Source organism: Sinorhizobium garamanticum (assembly GCF_029892065.1).
In the GTDB taxonomy this organism is placed as follows: domain Bacteria; phylum Pseudomonadota; class Alphaproteobacteria; order Rhizobiales; family Rhizobiaceae; genus Sinorhizobium; species Sinorhizobium garamanticum.
The window spans coordinates 374639-395020 of record NZ_CP120373.1 but is presented as its reverse complement, the minus strand read 5'-3'; the positions used below and the strand labels follow the sequence as shown (position 1 = coordinate 395020).

16 protein-coding genes are annotated in these 20382 nt (G+C 60.9%); 9 read left to right on the top strand and 7 right to left on the bottom strand.

Annotated elements, in window-relative coordinates:
* The first annotated feature begins 18 nt into the window (after positions 1-18).
* Positions 19-1356, top strand: a complete 1338-nt coding sequence (locus PZN02_RS01920) for a putative bifunctional diguanylate cyclase/phosphodiesterase (protein ID WP_280661356.1) — start codon at positions 19-21, stop codon at positions 1354-1356.
* 204 nt (positions 1357-1560) lie between these two features.
* On the opposite strand, the gene PZN02_RS01915 is transcribed toward PZN02_RS01920, so the two are convergent.
* Positions 1561-2502: a LysR substrate-binding domain-containing protein gene (locus PZN02_RS01915; RefSeq protein ID WP_280659959.1), complete on the bottom strand. Its 942-nt coding sequence runs from the start codon at positions 2500-2502 to the stop codon at positions 1561-1563.
* Positions 2503-2591: 89 nt separating this feature from the next.
* Between PZN02_RS01915 and PZN02_RS01910 the strand changes: the two genes are divergently transcribed.
* The gene (locus PZN02_RS01910) at positions 2592-4139 is read left to right on the top strand and encodes a trimethylamine methyltransferase family protein (RefSeq protein ID WP_280659958.1); all 1548 of its coding nucleotides are present in this window, start codon (positions 2592-2594) and stop codon (positions 4137-4139) included.
* A 27-nt stretch (positions 4140-4166) separates the two neighbouring features.
* On the top strand, positions 4167-6215 hold the full coding sequence (locus PZN02_RS01905) for an NADH:flavin oxidoreductase (protein ID WP_280659957.1): 2049 nt from the start codon (positions 4167-4169) through the stop codon (positions 6213-6215).
* A gap of 203 nt (positions 6216-6418) precedes the next feature.
* Here PZN02_RS01905 and PZN02_RS01900 read toward each other — a convergent pair whose 3' ends face one another.
* From PZN02_RS01900 to PZN02_RS01875, 6 genes are all read right to left on the bottom strand, one after another.
* Complete coding sequence (locus tag PZN02_RS01900) at positions 6419-7057, bottom strand: PRC-barrel domain-containing protein (RefSeq protein ID WP_280659956.1); 639 nt, start codon at positions 7055-7057, stop codon at positions 6419-6421.
* Between the two features lie 501 nt (positions 7058-7558).
* Entirely contained in the window at positions 7559-9283 is a 1725-nt protein-coding gene (locus PZN02_RS01895; protein ID WP_280659955.1) for an IlvD/Edd family dehydratase, read from the bottom strand.
* Positions 9284-9368: 85 nt separating this feature from the next.
* Positions 9369-10253, bottom strand: coding sequence for an SMP-30/gluconolactonase/LRE family protein (locus PZN02_RS01890; RefSeq protein WP_280659954.1), 885 nt, complete (start codon positions 10251-10253; stop codon positions 9369-9371).
* Positions 10253-10888, bottom strand: coding sequence for a 2-dehydro-3-deoxy-6-phosphogalactonate aldolase (locus PZN02_RS01885; protein WP_280659953.1), 636 nt, complete (start codon positions 10886-10888; stop codon positions 10253-10255). The genes PZN02_RS01890 and PZN02_RS01885 overlap by 1 nt, the downstream gene beginning before the upstream one ends.
* A 14-nt stretch (positions 10889-10902) precedes the next feature.
* Positions 10903-11820: a 2-dehydro-3-deoxygalactonokinase gene (locus PZN02_RS01880; RefSeq protein ID WP_280659952.1), complete on the bottom strand. Its 918-nt coding sequence runs from the start codon at positions 11818-11820 to the stop codon at positions 10903-10905.
* Positions 11820-12590 (bottom strand): SDR family NAD(P)-dependent oxidoreductase, encoded by a 771-nt coding sequence (locus PZN02_RS01875; protein WP_280659951.1) that lies wholly within the window; start codon positions 12588-12590, stop codon positions 11820-11822. The genes PZN02_RS01880 and PZN02_RS01875 overlap by 1 nt, the downstream gene beginning before the upstream one ends.
* 118 nt (positions 12591-12708) lie before the next feature.
* On the opposite strand from PZN02_RS01875, the gene PZN02_RS01870 reads away from it, so the two are divergent.
* The 6 genes from PZN02_RS01870 to PZN02_RS01845 all read left to right on the top strand — a co-directional run bounded on the left by PZN02_RS01870 (position 12709) and on the right by PZN02_RS01845 (position 20339).
* Positions 12709-13527: an IclR family transcriptional regulator gene (locus PZN02_RS01870; protein WP_280659950.1), complete on the top strand. Its 819-nt coding sequence runs from the start codon at positions 12709-12711 to the stop codon at positions 13525-13527.
* A 198-nt stretch (positions 13528-13725) separates the two neighbouring features.
* Entirely contained in the window at positions 13726-14466 is a 741-nt protein-coding gene (locus tag PZN02_RS01865; protein ID WP_280659949.1) for a helix-turn-helix transcriptional regulator, read from the top strand.
* A 141-nt stretch (positions 14467-14607) separates the two neighbouring features.
* A complete protein-coding gene (locus PZN02_RS01860; protein WP_425336262.1) occupies positions 14608-15381 on the top strand; it encodes a LuxR family transcriptional regulator in 774 nt (257 codons plus the stop codon).
* 601 nt (positions 15382-15982) lie between these two features.
* Complete coding sequence (gene apbC, locus PZN02_RS01855; protein WP_280659948.1) at positions 15983-17140, top strand: iron-sulfur cluster carrier protein ApbC; 1158 nt, start codon at positions 15983-15985, stop codon at positions 17138-17140.
* A 302-nt stretch (positions 17141-17442) separates the two neighbouring features.
* Positions 17443-18420 (top strand): magnesium transporter CorA family protein, encoded by a 978-nt coding sequence (locus PZN02_RS01850; protein ID WP_280659947.1) that lies wholly within the window; start codon positions 17443-17445, stop codon positions 18418-18420.
* Positions 18421-18437: 17 nt separating this feature from the next.
* Positions 18438-20339 (top strand): potassium transporter Kup, encoded by a 1902-nt coding sequence (locus PZN02_RS01845; protein WP_280659946.1) that lies wholly within the window; start codon positions 18438-18440, stop codon positions 20337-20339.
* The last annotated feature ends 43 nt before the right edge of the window (positions 20340-20382 follow it).

The following is a 20382-nucleotide window of genomic DNA, read 5'->3' as shown; positions in this document are numbered from 1 at the left end:
CGGGAGCTTGCGGCTATGATGTGGAGGCAGGTCGCGGGTCATGAAGTCATCGAGGTGCCACACTCGATGACGCTTCTTGATGAACTGACCGGTTTGGGCAATGGCCGGCATTTGCGCCGAACGGTCTGTGAACTTGCCGCGGAACGCGCGAGCGACCCGGCGCCGTTCACCATTGGCCTTGCCAATCTCGATGGATTCAAGCCGATCAACGACCTGTTCGGGCCGGAGGCCGGCGATCAGATCCTCCGCCAGGTCGCGCACCGTCTGAAAGCCTGCGTTCCGGAAGGTGCGACCGTGACGCGCACCACGGACGACGAGTTTGCCTTCGTCCTGCCGCTGATCTTTGAGCGCAAGGGCGCGGAAAAGCTGGGTCGGGTGCTGAAGGAAGTGCTGTCGGCTCCCTTCGATCTTGGCGACCGCAACGTGCGGCTCTCTGCCTCCTTCGGCTTCGCGGTCTACCCCTTCGCGGGCGATAGCTTTGAAGACCTGCTGAAGAGCGCCGACACCGCACTTTATCGGTCGAAGCGGCGCGGGCGTGGCCAGATCACGGTCTATTCGCAGGAGATCGCCCAGGAAATGAAGCGCGCCACGCAGATCGAACAGGCGTTGCGCAACGCGATCATCGCCGACCAGGTCGATGTGCATTTCCAGCCCATCGTCGATCTTCGCAGCGATACGGTCGTCGGCTTCGAAGCACTGGCAAGATGGTGCGATGCGGATCTCGGTTACGTCTCGCCCTCGATCTTCGTGCCGCTTGCCGAAGAGCGCGGTTTCATCGAGTCGCTGGCGGAAACGTTGCTGCGCAAGGCGGCACAGGCTGCGCTGTCCTGGCCGAAGGAACTCTTTCTTTCCTTCAACCTGTCCTCGGCACAGTTGATGGATCCGGCGACCAGCTCGCGCCTGCTGTCGATCATCAGCCAGGTCGGGCTCGATCCCCGTCGCCTGGAACTCGAGATTACCGAGACAGCGGTCATGGCGGATGCGGATGTGGCGCAGAAGATCGTTTCCGAACTGCGAGCGGCGGGCGTGCGCGTGTCGCTCGACGATTTTGGCACAGGGCAATCGAGCCTCGGCCGCTTGCGCGATTTTTCCTTCGACAAGGTGAAGATCGATCGCGCCTTCGTTTCCCGCATCTCCGCCGATCGGGCATCGGAGCATATCATCAAGGCCATCGTTTCGATGTGCGAGGGACTGGAGCTCGAGGTCGTCGCCGAAGGCATCGAGGATTTCGCCGAAGCTCTGAAGTTGAAGGCGCTCGGCTGCGGCATGGGGCAGGGCTATTTCTACGGCAAGCCGGCGGACGCCGTTGCGACGATGCGTTATCTTTCGGATCGCTATGTCGCGGCATCCCGCTGACGGTTGCCTTCATCGGCTCCTACAGCGCCGCGCGTCTTATCAGACGCGCAAGGACGCTGTAGCACTTTGAATTGCTGCATGTTTTTGTCCTTTAATCGGCAACGATTAAAGGCAACATGCAGTAGAGCATCCCGCTTTCAATGGCATTGAAAGCGGATAAGATGCTCTAGGATCAAAGTGTTAGAGCGACCTTTGCGCGTTCACTTAAACGCGCGGCGCTCTGGTCGCTTCGGAACGGTCACGCGATCCCTCATCCAAAAGCCAATCCCTGATGCGCCGAGCCTGACTGTTGAGCTCGCGCGATCGCGGCCAGACAACGTAGAATGCGTGTCCGGTCTTCAAGACGTGTCCGCCCACCGGAACAAGCGCACCGGAGCGGACCTGCCGCTCGATCAAGTGCTTCCAGCCGAGTGCGATCCCTTCGCCGGCAAGCACCGCCTGGATCACGAGCACGTAGTCGTTGATCGCAAGCCGTCGTCCCTGGACCGGATAGGAAAGGCCCGCACTCGCGAACCACTCCGTCCAGTCGCAGGCCCGTCGGACGGGCTCCTCGAGATGGATGAGATTGTGTCGCAACAGGTCAGCCGGCGTCTCCGGCAGACCGTGCGCCTCGATATAGGCGGGCGTCGCGACGGCATTGACCACTTCCTCGGCCAGAAGAGCGGCATGATAGCGTGGCCAGTGACTGGGATCACCGCCACGGATGCCGAGGGGGATCGGCTCTTCGTCGAGGTCGAGATCGCGCACGCTGGTCTGGATGCGAAGATCGATTTCCGGCAAGTCTTCGCGCAGCCGGTTCAGCCGTGGAAGCATCCACATCGAGGCGAAAGCGGTCGAAGCCGCGAGGGTAACATTCGTCTCGCGGCCCTTCGAGCGAATGTCTTCGGCTGATTTCTGGATCCGCGACAGGCCGACCGAGACGTCCGCATGGAATTTCTCGCCGGCCTCCGTCAATTCGACTGCCCGGTGCGCACGGTGAAACAGCGGCACGCCAAGTTGGTCTTCGAGACCCCGGATAGCGTAGGATACGGCTGCTTGCGTCATCCCGAGCTCGTTAGCGGCACGGGTGAAGTTCTGATGGCGGCCGGCCGCCTCGAAAACGATGAGGCTGGCAGCGGACGGAAGGAGGCGGCGCAGATTTTCCATAAGTGGAGCTTATAGCATGCGTCAAATTTTTCCACCGTTACAACGATCTCGATCGTCACTAGCATCATCAAAAATGATGGGAGGTTGCAATGGAATCGACGTCGGCAGCAACGGTTGGGGCGCCTCGCAGAACACGCGGCGCGAGAGCGCAGCGACGGGAAGGGGGCGGCAATCTCGGCGTTCCCTATATCGTCCGCAACATACCGACCTACGATATTCTTGGCGAGGAAAGCCTGCAGCGCATCGAGCGGACCGCGGATCGCATCCTTGCCGAAGTCGGGATCGAGTTTCGCGACGATGCCGTGGCACTTGATCACTGGAAGCGCGCCGGCGCCAAGATCGACGGAGTTCGCGTCACCTTTGAACCCGGGATGCTGAACGAGGTCGTTCGGTCGGCGCCGGCGCAATTCACCCAGTACGCCCGCAATCCCGCCCGTAGCGTCGAGATAGGTGGCCGCAACGTCGTCTTTTCCCCGGCCTACGGTTCTCCCTTCGTCATGGATCTGGACAAGGGCAGGCGCTACGGCACGATCGAGGACTTCCGCAACCTGATCAAGCTCGCCCAATCGAGTCCTTGGCTGCACCATTCCGGCGGAACGATCTGCGAGCCGGTCGACGTGCCTGTCAACAAGCGCCACTTCGATATGGTCTACAGCCACATCAAATACTCCGACCGCGCTTTCATGGGCTCGATCACGGCCGAGGAGCGTGCCGAGGATTCGATTGAAATGGCGCGCATTCTCTTCGGCACCGATTTCGTCGATAAGAACTGCGTCATCCTCGGCAACGTCAACGTCAATTCGCCGCTCGTCTGGGACGGGACGATGACGAAATCGTTGCGCGCCTATGCGCGCGCCAATCAGGCGGCGGTCATCGTGCCGTTCATCCTGGGCGGGGCCATGGGGCCCGTCACCAATGCCGGCGCCATCGCCCAGTCCTATGCCGAAACGCTCGCCGGCTGTGCGCTGACGCAACTCGAACGAAAGGGCGCGCCGGTGATCTTCGGCAACTTCCTTTCGTCGATGTCGCTTCGCTCCGGCTCGCCCACTTTCGGGACGCCGGAACCGGCGATCGGCAGCATGGTTGTCGGTCAGCTCGCCCGCCGGCTGGGCTTGCCGCTGCGCTGTGCCGGCAACTTTTCCAATTCGAAGCGGCCGGATGCGCAGGCGATGCAGGAAGGCGTCATGTCGATGATGTCCGCAGTCCATTGCGGCGCCAATTTCATCCTGCATTCGGCCGGATTCGTCGATGGGCTGCTCGCCATGTCCTACGAGAAGTTCGTGATGGACACCGATTTCTGCGGGGCGCTCCATTCCTATCTCGCCGGCGTTGTCGTCGACGACAACGCGCTTGCGATGGATGCGTTCCTGCAAGTGGGGCCCGGCAGTCATTTCCTTGGTTGCGACCACACGATGCGCAACTATCAGACCGCTTTCTGGGACAGTGCGCTTTCCGACAACGAACCGTTCGAGAAGTGGGTCGAGCAGGGCGAGACGGACATGGCGGTGCGCGCCAACCGAAGCTGGAAAAAGACGCTGGACGAATATGAAGCGCCGCCTCTCGATCTAGCAATCGACGAGGCTCTGGTGGACTATGTCGCCAGACGAAAGAACAGCATGCCCGACGCTTGGTACTGACAGCGCGAAGGCCCGAAGGACCGTTGGATGACCCTCTCGAAAGATCCTCTGCTTCAGCCCTACCGTCTCAAGCATCTGATTCTCAAAAACCGGATCATGTCGACCGCCCATGAGCCGGCCTATTCGGAAGACGGCATGCCGAAGGACCGCTATCGGCTCTATCATCTGGAAAAGGCCAAGGGGGGTATCGCGCTGACGATGACGGCCGGCTCGGCGATCGTTTCCGAGGACTCTCCACCGGCCTTCGGCAATCTCTACGCCTACGCCGATGAAATCGTGCCATGGCTCAAGAAGATCGCCGACGACTGTCATGAGCACGGCACCGCCGTCATGATCCAGTTGACCCATCTCGGCCGCCGCACGAGCTGGAACAAGGGGGACTGGTTGCCGGTGCTCAGCGCCTCTCCCGTCCGCGAGCCGGCGCACCGGTCTTTTCCGAAGGAAATCGAGGAGTGGGACATCGAGCGGATCGTGAGCGACTATGCGGCGGCCGCCAGCCGCATGCAGGCCGCCGGTCTCGATGGTATCGAAATCGAGGCCTACGGCCATCTGATCGACAGCTTCTGGTCGCCAGCCACCAATCATCGTGACGACGAATATGGCGGCTCGCTCGACAATCGCCTGCGCTTCATGAATCTGGTGGTTGACGCCGTGCGCAAGGCAGTTGGCCCGGATTTCATCGTCGGCACGCGCATGGTCGCTGACGAGGACTGGGATAAGGGCCTTTCGAAGGAAGAAGGTGTGGAGATTGCAAAGCGGCTCGCCGGTTCCGGCAAGATCGACTTCCTGAACATCATTCGCGGCCATATCGAGCACGATGCGCCGCTGACCAAGGTGATCCCGATCCAGGGCATGGCCGCCTCGCCGCATCTCGACTTCGCCGGAGAAGTCCGGGCAGCGACAAAGTTTCCGGTCTTCCATGCCGCCCGCATCGCCGATGTGGCGACGGCGCGGCATGCGATCGCCGAGGGCAAGCTCGATATGGTCGGCATGACGCGTGCCCACATCGCCGATCCGTATATCGTCAGGAAGATCGAAGAGGGGCGAGAGGCCGAGATCCGGCCCTGCGTCGGCGCGACCTACTGTCTCGATCGCATCTATGAAGGCGGAGGTGCGCTCTGTATCCACAACGCGGCGACCGGGCGCGAAGCGATCGTGCCGCACGTCATCTCGAAAAGCCACGGCCCCCGCCGGCGGGCGGTTGTCGTCGGGGCGGGACCCGCCGGCCTCGAGGCGGCGCGCGTGCTCGCCGAGCGTGGTCACTCGGTCGAGCTTTTGGAGGCAACCAGCGAAGCCGGCGGCCAGATCCTGCTTGCCGCACGCAACCCGCGTCGCAAGGAAATGATCGGCATTGTCGACTGGCGGCTTTCCGAACTCGAGCGGCTCGGCGTCCCGATCCATTACAATGTCTTTGCCGGGGTGGAGGACGTGTTGGCACGGGAGCCGGATCTCGTCGTCGTCGCCACCGGCGGCATCGCCCAGAACCCCACGCTTGAAGCAGGCGACGACCTGGTCGTTTCGAGCTGGGATATCATCGCCGGCGCGGTCAAACCCGAGGGGCCAGTCCTTCTATTCGACGACAACGGCGCACACAGCGGCATGACCGCTGCCGAACTGATAGCCAGAACCGGCATCGAACTTGAAATCGTTTCGCCCGAGCGCATGTTCGCGCCGGAGATCGGCGGCATGAACCACGTTCCCTATGCAAAGATCTTCGCCGAGAAGAATGTGCGGGTTACGATCAACACGCGGCTGAAATCGGTAAGACGCGACGGCAATTCGCTGGTTGCGACCTTGTGTTCGGATTTTTCGGAAACCGCTTTGATCGAGCGTCGCGTGGCGCAGGTGGTCGTCGAGCATGGCACGGTGCCGATGGCCGACCTCTATCTCGAGCTCAAGCCACTGTCCCGCAACCTTGGCGCAGTCGACTACAAGGCTCTCATCCGTCGCGAAAACCCGCTTGCCGTGCACAATCCCGAAGGGACGTTCGACCTGTTTCGGATCGGCGATGCGGTGGCGAGCCGCAATATCCATGCGGGCATCTACGATGCACTGAGATACGGCGTCCTGTTCTGAGGTCATTCTGTTTGAGGCCACTACAGCGCCGCGCGTCCAATTGGGCGCGCAAAGGTCGCTGAAACACTTTGAATTGCTGCATGATTTTTTCCTTAAATCGATTCCAATTCTAAGGAATCATGCAGTGGAAAAGCGGCGCATCGCGCCGCTTTTCAGGCCTGGGGGCGGGATGTCCCGCTCCGCACTCAGCTTACTGACTCAGCTTACTGCTGAGGTGCCGGCTGTGTCGGCGTTGCCGGCGTCGTACCCGTCGACGAGGTCGTCGATTGGTCAACCGGCTGCGCGGCCTGACGTTCGGCCATCATCTGCGCCTTCGTCTTGAACTCCGGCGCTGCCTTCAGTGTGTCGGCCGTCTCGGTCGTCGTCAGTTTCAACGCTGCCGTGTCGGCCTGCTCGGAGATCTCGATCCGGTCGAACGGGACCGCCACGTTCTTCTCGCCGATACCGAGGAAGCCGCCGACACCGATCACTGCCGCTTCGACACCGCCGTCCTTCTTGATGATCAGATCGTTGATTTCGCCGATGCTTTCATCGGCAGCATTGTAAACCGCTTGGCCTACATAGGTGCTGGTGGCGATCTGATCGTCTGCCTGTTCGGTCAGATAGTCCGATTTAGCGGCTGCCGTATCGGCGGGTTTTTCCCCAGCGGGAGGAGGAGTCTGTGCCTGATCGGCTGGAGGCTCTGTAGCAGGCGGTGTGGTGCCGCCCGGCTGCATCTGCGTAGGCGCCGCAGGGTCGGCCGGGGGCGGGGTCGTTGTCTGCTGCGCGAAACTTGTCGGGGCGAAGGTAACGCCCACGAGAAGCGCGCCAGCCGCAACGGAAGATACAAGTTTCTTTGTCATATCAGACTGCCTTTCGTTGACGTTGTCGATCACCCCGCGGCGTTGGCGAGCGGCCTGCCCCACCGCGCTGGTGATGCTTAAGCAACGTCCGGCAGCGAAATCTGTTCCGTAAAAAATGCAAGTCTTCCGCCCGATGCAGTGGTGAAGATTCTACCCTTGGATGCTTTGTCTTGACAGGATCAATCGGTTGGTAGCCGTGTCTCGCAAAGTCGGCTAACGAAGTTGTTTCTTCATTTAGGTGTAGCTAAATCTAGGCCGGCGACCAGGACTTCTCGGATCGCCTGTGAGGAATACTTCGAGAGAGCGACGAATTCGCATGAAAGATCCCGAATGGATGTTCATCCGGGATCTTAGTGCCCCATGACAGATCGGTTCAAATGGCAGCGCTGACGACGTCCTAAAGCGCGTCGCGTTCAATCGAATTCATGCAACGCGCTTTAGGTCCTTGTTTTTGTGCATGTCGTAGTCCCAAAACCGCTGCGCACTTTTGGGCGACATGCATTAGTGGCTTTCGCGCTGCACGTCGCTACCGCTCTTGCCGACGAGGAAGTCGAGGTCGGCACCCTTGTCGGCCTGCAGTACGGTCTCGTGATAAAGCTTGTAATAGCCGCGCTGCCATTTCTGCTCCGGCGGCTGCCAGGCGGCCATGCGGGCCGCGAACTCCTCCTCGCCGATCAGGAGGTTCAACTCGCCCTTCAAGGCATCGAGACGAATGCGGTCGCCGGTCTTGACGATCGCAAGTGGACCGCCGGCATTCGCTTCCGGGCTGACGTGCAGGACCACGGTGCCGAAGGCGGTGCCCGACATGCGCGCATCCGAAACGCGCACCATGTCGCGAACGCCCTTTTCGACGAGCCGGCGCGGGATCGGCATGTTGCCGACTTCCGCCATACCGGGATAGCCTTTCGGGCCGCAGCCCTTGAGAACGAGGATCGTATCCTCGGTTACAGGCAGGTCCGGATCGTCGATCTTGGCCTTGAGGTCCTCGATCGTCTCGAAGACGTAAGCCGGACCTTCGTGCGCGAGCAGATGCTCGCTCGCAGCCGATGGCTTTATGACCGCGCCGTTCGGGGCGAGATTGCCTTTCAGCACGCGAATGCCGGCGGCGGCGCGCAGCGGGTTGTCGAGCGGACGGATGACGTCGTCATTGTAGACCTCGGCACCTTCCCAATATTTGCTGATCGGCACGCCGAAAACCGTCGGCGCGTCGGCATGGAGCAGGTGCTGGATGCGGTTCATGACCGCCGGCAGGCCGCCCGCATAGGCGAGATCCTCGATGAGATATTTGCCCGACGGCATGCAATTGACGATGCAGGGGACCTGGCCGCCGACGCGATCGAAGTCTTCAAGACAGAGGTCGACCCCGGCGCGTCCGGCAATCGCGAGCATGTGCACGACAGCATTGGTCGATCCGCCGACGGCGGCGTTTGCGATGATGCCGTTCTCGAAGTTCTTCTTCGTCAGGATCTTCGACAGTCGAAGGTCCTCGTGCACCATCCCGACGATCCGCTTGCCGGTCATGTGTGCGAGCGCCATGCGGCGCGCGTCGACGGCAGGAAGGGCTGCGTTGGTGGGAAGCGAAAGGCCCATCGCTTCCACGATCGACGCCATCGTGGTTGCGGTGCCCATCGTCATGCAGACCCCGGGTGAACGTGACATGCCGCTTTCCGCAGCCATGAATTCCTGCAGGCTCATCTCGCCGGCCCGCACGGCTTCCGAGAATTTCCAGACATCCGTGCCCGAGCCGATGTCCTTGCCCTTCCATTTGCCGTTCAGCATCGGCCCGGAGGAAACGACGATCGTCGGCAGGTCGACGGAGGCGGCGCCCATCAACTGGCCCGGGGTCGTCTTGTCACAGCCGCCGAGCAGCACCACACCGTCGATCCCGTGGGCGCGGATCGCCTCTTCTACGTCCATCGCCAGGAGGTTGCGGAAAAGCATGGCCGTTGGGCGCATCTGCGTCTCGCCGAGCGAGGAAACCGGGAACTCGACCGGAAAACCGCCGGCCTCCCAGACGCCGCGTTTGACGCCTTCGGCCAAAACGCGCAGGTGGCTGTTGCAGGGGGTGAGCTCGGACCAGGTGTTGCAGATGCCGATGATCGGTCGACCGTCGAAAACATGATCCGGGAACCCCTGGTTTTTCATCCAGGACCGGTGAATGAAGCCGTCCTTGTGCGTCCCGCCATACCAATGGCGGCTCCTCAGTTCCTTTTTCTTTTCGCTCATCCGAGCCCTCCCTTTCCATGGCGATTCATCGCATGGCTAAATTGTATGACTTTTTGGCGGCCCGATACCAGCACTTGTTATGGGGTCAGAGCAGAAACGCCGGCTCGAAACGGCCCTTGACCTCGATGCCGAGCTCGAAAGTCTTTCCGGCATCGGGATCGGCCGCCCGCGCGGTCTCGTCCATCCCCTGCCAGGCCGTAGTTACGAGCAGCCGGTCAGCCTTCGCGCCGATGAAAGCGGGGCAGCTTGGTTGCGTCGCGGGCACGGCGTAGCGGGCGATCTTTTGGCCGTCCGGCTTGTAGACGTCGATGGAGCTCGCGCCCCAGCGAGCGTTCCAGATCAGCCCGTCGGCATCGCAGACCGAGCCGTCGAGGCCGCCGGGCGAAGTGCTCTCGTCGGAAAGAACAACGGCGTCTCCGGTCGGAAGAGCAGTGGCGGGATCAATATCGACGCGCATCAGACGGTTGACGACCGTATCGGCGAAATACGCCGTGGCGCCATCGGGTGAGAAACAAATTGCGTTTGGAATGCTGATGTTGCTGTAGAGCTTGGTGACGCGGTCGCCGGCGACATGGTAGATCGAACCCGAATGCCTTTCGGCTTTCCGTCCCATCGTGCCGATCCAGAGCGCGCCGGATGGATGAACGCGACCGTCGTTGGAGCGGTTGACCGGTTTGTCCTCAAGCGTGGCGAAAAGGGAGAGCTTGCCGCTTCCCGTATCGCGAAGGAAAAGCCCCTGGTCCGACGCGATCAACTGCCGGGCGGGGTCGATGACAGCAAGCACGCTGCCGAGAAAGGGCAGGGCGTGGACCGTCTTTCGTCCGCTTTCGACATGCAGCTCGTGCAGTTCCTGGCCCGTGATATTGAACCACCATGCGGTGCCGCTGCCGGGATCGAAGGTCGGACCTTCGCCGAGCTCGGAACCGAGGTCGCAGAGAACGCGGCCGGAGAAGGGAACGGGATCTGTCATCACTGGCCTCCATAAACAGTGTCATAGGCTTCGAGCGTCGCTTTCGCCCGTTGTTCCACCTCCGCGGCGCTCATGCCGGGCCTGTAAAGGCTCGAACCGAGGCCGAAGCTGCGAATGCCGATCTTGGCATAGTCTGCGAAGTTGCTCTCCGACACACCGCCGACGGCTGCGATCTCGACATCGGTTGGAAGAACGGTGCGGATCGCCGCAATGCCCGAGGGGCCGAGTACGCTCGCAGGGAAGAACTTGAGACCGGTCGCGCCCGCGCCGGCGGCGGCCAGAGCCTCGGTCGGCGTGAACACGCCCGGCATCGTGACCATGCCTTTCGCCGCGGCAAGCTTGATCACCGTTGGTTCGACATTGGGGCTCACCATCAGCCGCCCGCCGACGTCGGCGAGTTGTTCCACCTGCTCCGTCGTCAGCACAGTTCCTGCACCGATCAGGCAGCCGGTCGGCGCCATCTTCACGGCGATTTCGATGGAGCGAAACGGGTCGGGCGAGTTGAGCGGGATTTCAATGGCAGTGAAGCCTGTTTCGATCAGCGCGCCGACGACGCCTTCCGTTTCGGCGGGTTTGAGCCCGCGTAGGATGGCAATCAGCGGATATTTCATCGGCGGGAGGGGGATGCGGTTCATCTTCTTTCTTTCCGTCAAAGGGGCCAGATCGCACAGGCGGCGGCGGAGAGGCCGGCCCGCACCGCGTCGTCGGCGTCGACATGCTGAATTTTGAGGCCCTCGCTTTCCAGGGCCGCACGATAGAGCGCCCCGAGCGGGCCTGATGCCACAAGGCAAATTCCGTCGATCGATCCTGCTGTTGCAAGGGCACCGGCGATCTCGATGCCGATCAGGGTGCCGGAGAGCCGTGCCTTGGCATCAGTGGCGCTGGTCCCGTGGAGAAGCTGTCCCGCCCGGATTGAAAAAAGCAGGTTCGTGGCAAGAGCCGGATTCCGGGCTGCCTCTGATACAGCTTCGACAAACGCCGGATCATTGCCGGCGAAGACGCCTCCGTCCGACACCGCATGGCTGAGAATTGAGTGACGCGAGACGACATCGAAGAGTTCGCCGGTCATGAAGGTGGAAAAGCCCTCGACCGTCTCGCCGTTGAGCCGCACCCATTTGCTGTGCGTACCCGGCATGCATACGAGGTGCCGCCCTGCGCCGAGCGTACCGGCGGCGCCGAGAAGCTGGGTTTCCTCGCCACGCATCACATCCGGATGGCGTATGTCGCGCTGGGCGAGACCTGGAAGTATCCGGATATCGCGGTCGACGTCCGGGACGGAGATAGCGTTGCTGGCAATCGCGGTGAGGGCGGCCGGTGTATCGAGATAACCGGCCTCCTTCCAACCCTGGCGGGCACCGGCCATGCCGCAAATGATAATCGGGAGATGGCCGGGAGCATCCGTCGCGGCGAGATGGGCGTCGAGAACCGCGTGGAACCCGACCTTCGCCGCCGTTGTCATGCCTTCAGCACTGCGGCGTTCCGCAAGGACGGCGCCATCTTCCCCGATGAGCCACAGCCGGAAACTCGTGGTTCCCCAGTCGACCGCGGCGTAATAGCCTGCCGTCATCAAAATACCCCTCCATCGATGATCATGGTCTGGGCCGTCATCGCTGCCGAACAGTCCGAAGCCAGGTAGAGGCAAGGCCCCGCGAGGTCGTCGGCGATCAACATGCGTTTCAGGCACTGTCTCTCCTGCATCCGTGCAATCGCGTCATCGTCCAGCCACAGCCGCTTCTGCCGTTCGGTGACGATCATGCCGGGCAGGATCGCGTTGACGCGAATATTGTCCGGCCCGAGTTTGCCGGCGAGCGACTTGGTTAGCCCGACGATGCCGGCTTTCGCCGTCGCATAGGCGGGTACGTCCGGCATGTTGAGCATAAAGGCGATGGACGAGAAGTTGATAATCGACCCGCCGCCGGCGCACCGCATGTGGGGCGCCACTGCCTGGCACATGAAGAAGAGGTGCCTGAGATTGACGGACAGGCTTTCGTCCCAGCTCTCTTCCGTGACCGCTTCCAGTTGCTGCCGGTCGTCACGGGCGGCATTGTTGACGAGCACGTGGATCGAGCCGAGTGTGCCGGCAGCGGTATCGACGGCCGCTTTCAAGCTCGGGATCTCTCTGAGATCGGCAGAAATGAATTGCGGCTTTCGTCCCGTTTCTGCCGCCAGCTTCTCGCAAAGCGCAAGGCTCTCTTCCGCTGCGATGTCGATGAAGGCCACACGCGCACCTTGCCGCAAGAAAGCTTCCACCAGGGCGGCGCCTATGCCCGACCCACCGCCGGTTATGAGCACACCCTTGTTTTGCAGGTCGGGAAACTGACCGCTCGGCAATGGCATGGCTTCCTCTATGCTGGTACTGAGATGGTTCCATTATGTGGAACAGTGTTTTATTATCTGGAATTATCGCGCCATTGCTTTTATCCTGTCAAGGCACGACGCCGCTGATCGAAGCCCGATGAATATGAACGAAACCAAGACGACCGACGCAGAGATTGAAATCGCCGGAACCGGTACGCTCGGCAAGGCCATGGCGGTTCTCGAGGCGGTGGTGACGGCCGGGAGCCCCCAACGCTTCACGGATATCGTTCAAGCCATCGGGCAGCCGCGCGGCACTGTACATCGGCTGCTCAGCCACCTGGTCGAGGAAGGCCTGCTCATTCAGGGCCGTGACCTGTCTTACGAGCCGGGCCTGCGCCTGTTGAAGCTCGCCTATCGTTCCTGGTCCGGCAACCGCTTCCGTGACATCGCCGAACCGCACCTGTTGCGTTTGCACGAACTAACCGGCGAGACGGTTCACCTTGGTGTCCTGCAGGAGACGGAGATCATCTATGTCGACAAGGTTGAGAGCCGGCAGACGGTGCGGATGAGCTCGCAGATCGGCAAGGCATCGCCGGCCTATTGCACAGGCATCGGCAAGGCCGCGCTGTCATCGCTGTCGCAGCCGGAATTGATGCGCATTGCCACAAAAATGAAATTCCACCCGTTCACGGCCCATACGCATCGCTCCGCGGCCGGACTGCTTGCCGAAATCGATGAAATTCGCCGTGATGGACACGCATTTGACCGGGAGGAGCACGAGGCGGAAATCTGTTGCGTCGCAGCGCCGATCTTCGTTCCAGAACACGATCTGGTTGCTGGCGTATCCGTCACCGGGCCTGCCTATCGTGTCAACATGGCGCAGTTGGCGGCCTGGGCGGAGGTCGTACGGGGGACAGCTGGAAAGATCGAGGAGGAGGTCCGAATGCGCCTCGGCCCCGGGCGCAATGGACGTTAACGCCGCTTTACGGTAAATTAGGAACTTCGACTGGACGAGGTGTTTCGAGATCACTAGCTTGCGATATATCAGGCACGCCGCTACGGCCGGTTGCAAGTATCTGAAGCGAAGTCTGGTTTTTGGCGGAAGTTTTGACGTAGTTTTATCATGGCGAATGCGGCCTCGCTCGATCGGGCGCGGGATGTGGGAGACGAGCGGGTGACAGATTTCAGCGCAGGAATATCCTCATTGATTCTCCCGGATGGGCGCTCAGTCGCGGGCGCGCTGGGCAACGAGGACGATATCAAGCGGGTTCTTGGTCAGATATCCGACGCCTACGGCTTTCGCGGATTCCTGGTTTTGTCGATCCCGGATGCCGGATGCCACAGCCTGGCCGCGCAGGCGCTGATGACGACCTGGCCGTCGGAGTTCCTCAGGCGCTACGACAGCGCTCGTCTGATCGATGGTAGCCCAGTCATCCAGCGACTGCGCCGAAGCACGATTCCCTTCACCTACGATGCACATCAGCTTGCGCGCAGGCGGCTCGACGGCAAGGGTGATGCCGCGGTTTGCGTCTTCGAAGCGGCCGGCCTGCCGCGTGGTCTCTATTTACCGGTTCATGACGCATCGGGCCGCCGTGCCGCCGTCGCCTTTGGTGGCAGTAGAGAGCTTGTGTCCAACGACGAGATGCAGGCGCTCAATCTTTGGGCGGGTTTGCTTTACAGCGGGCTGAGCGAGGTGCGAGGACGCGACAGGCGGGGGCCCGGCAGCCTTTCCCGTCGTGAGATCGAGTGCCTGCGCTGGGCTGCCGCAGGCAAGACGACGATGGAGATGGCGAGAATCATGGCGCTTTCCGAATACACGGTGAACCATTATCTCAATCGCGCGACGCGCAAATTGGATTCCGTCAATCGTGTTCAGACCGTTGCCAAGGCCATGCGCGCAGGGCTGATCAACTGAATTTCGTTTTTTCGGAGGGGCCGGAGGGAACATGCGGCTCGCAAAACGGGGGAAATACACAGCCTTTTGCGCATGAATAGCGCCGAACGTCGATCATCTGTTGGCATTGGTCGACGGCTCGGGCTATCTGATATTTGATGAATGCCATGGAACATGCGAATGCAAGATACGATGACGGCCGGGATGACTGACACCGATCTGCCCCGGGGCGGTGATTTCGCGTCTGAAATCGCAAGGCTTGAGACCCAGTTCGATATCATCCGCTACATGCGGCGGGTCACGCAGCTCTTCGGTTTCAAGGTCTTTCTCATCTGTTCGATTCCCGCGATCGAGGTGGAGAGGCTGGCGGCAACGACCGTCATATCCAACATGCCGGCCGAGCTCCTCAACAAGTACGACAGCCTGTCGATGCTGCGCTTCAGCACGGGCGTGCGTCGCTTGAGGGAGACCACGACGCCGTTCCAGATCACGCTCGAAGACTGGGAAAACGAGGGTGGCAAGCCGGTGTCGGCTGCAGATTACATCGCCATGTTGCGCGAGAACGGCCTTTTCCAGGCAAATTACTTCCCGGTCCACGACGCCGAAGGCGGTCGCGGTGCAATCATTCTCATGGGGCCGGAAGCGGATCTGCCGATGACGGCGGCGATGGAACTGCAGATGATCGCGATCCACGTCTACAATCGATTGGCGGAGATCGGCGCCGTCTGGAAGAATACCAATACCACCCTGTCCGAGCGCGAAATCCAGTGCCTGAGCTGGACGGCCGCCGGCAAGACCAGCGCCGAAATCGCCGGTATCCTTGGTCTCTCCGAGCACACCGTCAATCACTATCTCAATCACGTTACCAAGAAGCTTGACGCGGTAAACCGCACGCAGGCGGTCGTGAAGGCGATGAAGAAGGGCTACATCAGCTGATCGCCGGCATTTTTTTATCGGGTACAATTTAAGGAAACATGCGGCAGACTCTGGGCCGCGTTGCGGCTAGCAGCGTGCCTGCCGCACGCGTGCAGAGTTTGCTGTCTGCGCGCCTCGCCTTTGTGCGAAAATAGTATGCTTGCTCAGAAATAGTGCAGCCACTGTTGCCTGCATTCCTGATGTGCATAAGTCTCATCTAATTGAAATGAATGGATTTTTCCAGCAAGGCACGAATCTGGCACGCATCGTGCATAGATGTTGTCGTGTCCAGAGGGGACTACAATAAAACAGCGCCCACGAAGGTTGCGAGGAAGCAGGGCCGCCGCCCGTCGTTTGTGATCCCGGATGTACGGACACGACGATCGGCTGGCGGCCCTGTTTTTCCTATCTGTCGCATTGGCGAACCGCTCCGCCTCAATTATGTACTGCATAATTCCTTAAATCGGGTCAGATTTGGGGATAAATTATCCACTGCATGTTTCCTTAAATCGTAGGCGATTTAAGGATAAAAACATGCAGCAATTCAAAGGGCTACCGCGTCCTTTGCGCGTCTGAAGAGACGTGCGGCGCTGTAGCAACGAAGACAGGTGAAGAGGGCGGCATGCCGGACGTAACCAGGGAAACGGTTCTTGAAAAGCTGCGGAACGTGCGCGGCCCGGACATGGAGGGCAATATCGTCGACCTCGGCCTTGTCTCTGATGTCTTCATTTCCGACGGCAAGGCCTATTTTTCGATCACAGTGCCGGCCGATCGGGCGAAGGAGCTTGAACCGATGCGCGCCGCGGCGGAGAAGGTCGTGCGCGAAATACCCGGCGTCAAGGCGGCAATGGTCGCGCTGACGGCGGATCGCAAGGCGGCACCGCAGGCAGCGCCGGTCCAGACACCGCGACGGGCCCCACCCGCGGCCCGCGGGCACGCTCAGCGTCCGGCCGGCGGCGCTCCGGCAAAGGCTGGTATTCCCGGCGTCGGCGCCATTATCGCCGTTGCTTCCGGCAAGGGCGGTGTCGGCAAATCGACGACATCGGTGAACCTGGCGCTTGCACTGCAGGCAAATGGCTTGAAGGTCGGTCTGCTTGACGCCGATATCTACGGCCCCTCCATGCCGCGCCTTTTGGGAATCAGCGGCCGGCCGCAACAGATCGAAGGGCGGCTCATTCGCCCGATGGAAAACTACGGGCTGACAGTCATGTCGATGGGATTCCTCGTCGACGAGGAAGTTGCCATGATATGGCGTGGTCCGATGATCCAGTCGGCCCTGCTGCAGATGCTGCGCGAGGTGGCCTGGGGCGACCTCGACATTCTCGTCGTGGACATGCCGCCCGGCACGGGTGACGCTCAACTGACCATGGCCCAGCAGGTGCCGCTGGCCGGCGCCGTCATCGTCTCGACGCCGCAGGACCTCGCACTCGTCGATGCGCGCAAGGGCCTCACGATGTTCCGAAAGGTCGAAGTCCCTGTTCTCGGCATCGTCGAGAACATGAGCTATTTCGTGGCCCCCGACACGGGCAATCGTTACGACATCTTTGGTCATGGTGGCGCGCGCAAGGAGGCCGAGCGCATCGGTGTACCGTTCCTCGGCGAGGTACCTTTGACCATGGGCATTCGCGAAACCTCCGACGCGGGAACGCCCGTCGTGGTTTCCGAACCCGAGGGCGAGGTCGCGCGCATCTACCGGAATATCGCAGCAAAGGTCTGGGAGCAGGTTTCAGCGGCTCGCCAGAGCAAGAGCAGAACGATGCCCGATATCGTCTTCGAATAGATTTGCGTCGGTCGTCCGAGCAGGCTAGTTTGCGCCGCAATGAAATCCTGCGGGGACAGGCATGCACAAAGGGCCATTGATTTTGCGTGCGTGTTGCGCCATATGGCTTGCCGCCCCTGCGAAGGGTGATCGGCTCAGCGCCTCTCGCCGGAGACTATGGGCTCCCGCGACAAACGATTGAGGATTTGTCGTGCAGGGCGGACGCTTCATCTGATGAATCTGCATTATGGAAATCGTGTGGCGGTTGATCGCTTCAGAGCCTCGTGGGTTGTTTTTGTCGGCCGCATGAAAAGGGCAGCGGCATGATCACGGGATACTGTATGAACGGTGACGCCGTTGCCTTGTCGGCGGCAGAGCCGCCGGCGTCCCTGCGGCCCGATATCGTCTGGATCGATCTCGTCGAGCCGAGCAAGGCGGAAGATCTGATGATGGAGGAATTGCTGGGGATCTCCATACCGACGCGGGACGACCTGAAGGATATCGAGCCGTCAAGCCGCCTCTATACCGAGAACGACGCGGTGTTCATGACGGCGTCATTGGTCTATCGCAGCGATACGGAAATCCCCGGCCTCACCGATGTCGGCTTCATTCTTTCGGGCGGCCGCTTGGTGACGATCCGTTACGCGGAGCCCAGGGCGTTCGGGTTGTTCAAAGCCGGTATGCATCGAATTCCCGGAGGCTGCCGCAACGGCGCCGTGCTTCTCACCCGGCTGCTCGAGACGATCGCCGACCGGACGGCTGAGATCCTCGAGCAGGCCGTGGACAAGATAGATGGCCTGTCGATCGAGGTTTTCGGCGAGAAGGCGGCAGCCAGACGCCGGCCACCGCATTTGCTCGAGGCACGGCTGCGCGATGTCGCGGGACACCACAGGCTCGTCGCAAAAACGCGTGACAGCCTCGCCTCGCTTTCAAGGCTCTTGACCTTCGTCTACACCGTTCCCGTCGTGCAGGAAGACAAGGACAGCCGCGAACTCTGCCGCACGATATCTCGGGACATCCAATCGCTCTCCGAGCACGCGGCGTTTATCTCGGGAAACATCACCTTTCTGCTGGATGCCTCGCTTGGCCTTATCAATGTCGAGCAGAATGCGATCATCAAGATCTTCTCGATCGCGTCCGTAGTCCTCTTGCCGCCGACCCTCGTCGCTTCCATTTATGGCATGAATTTCCGCGTGATGCCGGAGCTTGAATGGCAGCTCGGCTATCCGTGGGCGCTGGCGGCCATGGTGATTTCGGCCGTGATACCCTTCTTTTTCTTCCGTTGGAAAGGCTGGCTTTAAGAGCCTGTTGGACACGTATGTCTCAATTGTCTGCCCCTGCCGTACACGGGTCCGAAAATACGCGCCGCCTGCTCGTCCTCGGGCTCGGATCGATCGGCGTTGTCTACGGCGATATCGGCACCAGTCCTCTTTATGCGTTCCGTGAGGCGCTGCGGCCCGTTTCGCATGACGGCGTCACGGACGTCGAGATCATCGGGTTGATCTCGTTAATGATCTGGGCGCTGACGATCATCGTTACGATCAAGTACGTGTTGTTTCTGCTGCGGGCCGACAACCAGGGGGAGGGCGGCACGCTCTCCTTGCTTGCTCTTTTGATGAAGACCGCCAACGGACACACGGCGATCCTCTTCTTTATGGGGATCGCCGGCGCCGCGCTTTTTATCGGTGATGCGATGATCACGCCGGCGCTGTCCGTGCTCTCGGCGGTTGAGGGGCTGAAACTGGTGACGCCGGACCTGACGGATTATGTCGTTCCAATCGCCGTAGTTATCTTGGTGCTGCTCTTCGCCGTACAGTCGAAAGGTACGGCTGCGGTTTCGAATTTCTTCGGACCGATCACCCTTGTCTGGTTTCTGGTGATGGGCGCGGTCGGCCTGATGCACATCGCCGACGATCGGTCGATCTTTGCTGCGTTCAATCCGTTCTACGCCGCCACATTCATGCTCAACGAGGGCTTTGTCGGCATCATCGTATTGGGTGCGGTCTTTCTGACGGTGACCGGGGCTGAGGCGCTTTATGCCGACCTCGGCCACTTCGGCCGGCGGCCGATCCAATGGGCGTGGTTCACCATCGTCTTCCCGGCACTCACCTTGAACTATCTCGGTCAGGGTGCGTTCGTGCTGAAGAACCCGGAAGCGATGTCCGATCCCTTCTTCCTGATGTTTCCGAAATGGGCGCTGCTTCCGGCCGTCATCCTGGCGACGGCGGCGACGATCATCGCCAGCCAGGCCGTGATCACCGGTGCATTCTCGCTGACGCGTCAGGCAATCCACCTTGGCTTCCTGCCGCGCATGGCGATCTTTCACACATCCGAGACCCATACCGGCCAGATCTATCTGCCGAATGTCAACACGCTGCTGATGTTCGGCGTCATGGCTCTTGTCTTCGTGTTCGGCTCCTCCGAGGCCTTGGCGACCGCCTATGGCATTTCCGTCACCGGCGCCATGGTCGTGACCACCATCCTGGCCTTCGAGTTCCTGCGTGCCCGCTGGAACTGGTCGACCTGGTGGGCGGCCGGCGCGCTGCTGCCGCTGTTCGCGCTGGAATTTGTCTTCCTCGGCGCCAACATGCTGAAGATCCATGATGGCGGCTACGTGCCGATATTGATTGCGGCAACCTTCATCATAGTCATGTGGACGTGGAAGCGCGGCACGGAACTGCTGCATGCCAAGACGCGGCATATCGATATTCCGCTGGCGAGCTTCATCAAGTCGATCGAACGCAAGAGCGAGCATGCGCCGGTGGCCGTACCTGGCACGGCGATTTTCTTGACAAGCGATCCGGAGTCGACGCCTGCGGCCCTCCTGCACAACATCAAGCACAATCACGTGCTGCACATGCAGAACTTCATCCTGACAATCCGTACAGCCAATACACCGAAAGTGCCGAAGGAGGAGCGCGTCAGCGTGAAGCCTCTGTCCGAACGCTTCACGTTGCTCGAGATGAAGTTCGGCTTCATGGAGACCCAGAACGTCTCCCAGGCGCTGGGACTTTTCCGCAAGTCGGGGCTGAAGTTCGACATCATGTCGACGTCGTTCTACCTCGGCCGCCGCAAGCTTGTGCCCGACGCCCAGTCCGGCATGCCGCATTGGCAGGATCGCCTGTTCATTGCGCTCGCCACCGCGGCGATCGATCCGTCGGACTATTTCCGTCTGCCGACCAACAGGGTGGTCGAGCTCGGCTCGCACGTGATCATCTGAACTGTCTGCGAGACGACCGCGTTCCAACGAAAGCGTCGCCGGT

What these genes read in the sequence shown, in the direction of transcription:
- PZN02_RS01920 (WP_280661356.1), top strand. Translation starts at nt 19, where the DNA reads ATGTGGAGGCAGGTCGCGGGTCATGAAGTCATCGAGGTGCCACACTCG.
- PZN02_RS01915 (WP_280659959.1), bottom strand. Translation starts at nt 2,502, where the DNA reads ATGGAAAATCTGCGCCGCCTCCTTCCGTCCGCTGCCAGCCTCATCGTT.
- PZN02_RS01910 (WP_280659958.1), top strand. Translation starts at nt 2,592, where the DNA reads ATGGAATCGACGTCGGCAGCAACGGTTGGGGCGCCTCGCAGAACACGC.
- PZN02_RS01905 (WP_280659957.1), top strand. Translation starts at nt 4,167, where the DNA reads ATGACCCTCTCGAAAGATCCTCTGCTTCAGCCCTACCGTCTCAAGCAT.
- PZN02_RS01900 (WP_280659956.1), bottom strand. Translation starts at nt 7,057, where the DNA reads ATGACAAAGAAACTTGTATCTTCCGTTGCGGCTGGCGCGCTTCTCGTG.
- PZN02_RS01895 (WP_280659955.1), bottom strand. Translation starts at nt 9,283, where the DNA reads ATGAGCGAAAAGAAAAAGGAACTGAGGAGCCGCCATTGGTATGGCGGG.
- PZN02_RS01890 (WP_280659954.1), bottom strand. Translation starts at nt 10,253, where the DNA reads ATGACAGATCCCGTTCCCTTCTCCGGCCGCGTTCTCTGCGACCTCGGT.
- PZN02_RS01885 (WP_280659953.1), bottom strand. Translation starts at nt 10,888, where the DNA reads ATGAACCGCATCCCCCTCCCGCCGATGAAATATCCGCTGATTGCCATC.
- PZN02_RS01880 (WP_280659952.1), bottom strand. Translation starts at nt 11,820, where the DNA reads ATGACGGCAGGCTATTACGCCGCGGTCGACTGGGGAACCACGAGTTTC.
- PZN02_RS01875 (WP_280659951.1), bottom strand. Translation starts at nt 12,590, where the DNA reads ATGCCATTGCCGAGCGGTCAGTTTCCCGACCTGCAAAACAAGGGTGTG.
- PZN02_RS01870 (WP_280659950.1), top strand. Translation starts at nt 12,709, where the DNA reads ATGAATATGAACGAAACCAAGACGACCGACGCAGAGATTGAAATCGCC.
- PZN02_RS01860 (WP_425336262.1), top strand. Translation starts at nt 14,608, where the DNA reads ATGCCATGGAACATGCGAATGCAAGATACGATGACGGCCGGGATGACT.
- apbC (WP_280659948.1), top strand. Translation starts at nt 15,983, where the DNA reads ATGCCGGACGTAACCAGGGAAACGGTTCTTGAAAAGCTGCGGAACGTG.
- PZN02_RS01850 (WP_280659947.1), top strand. Translation starts at nt 17,443, where the DNA reads ATGATCACGGGATACTGTATGAACGGTGACGCCGTTGCCTTGTCGGCG.
- PZN02_RS01845 (WP_280659946.1), top strand. Translation starts at nt 18,438, where the DNA reads ATGTCTCAATTGTCTGCCCCTGCCGTACACGGGTCCGAAAATACGCGC.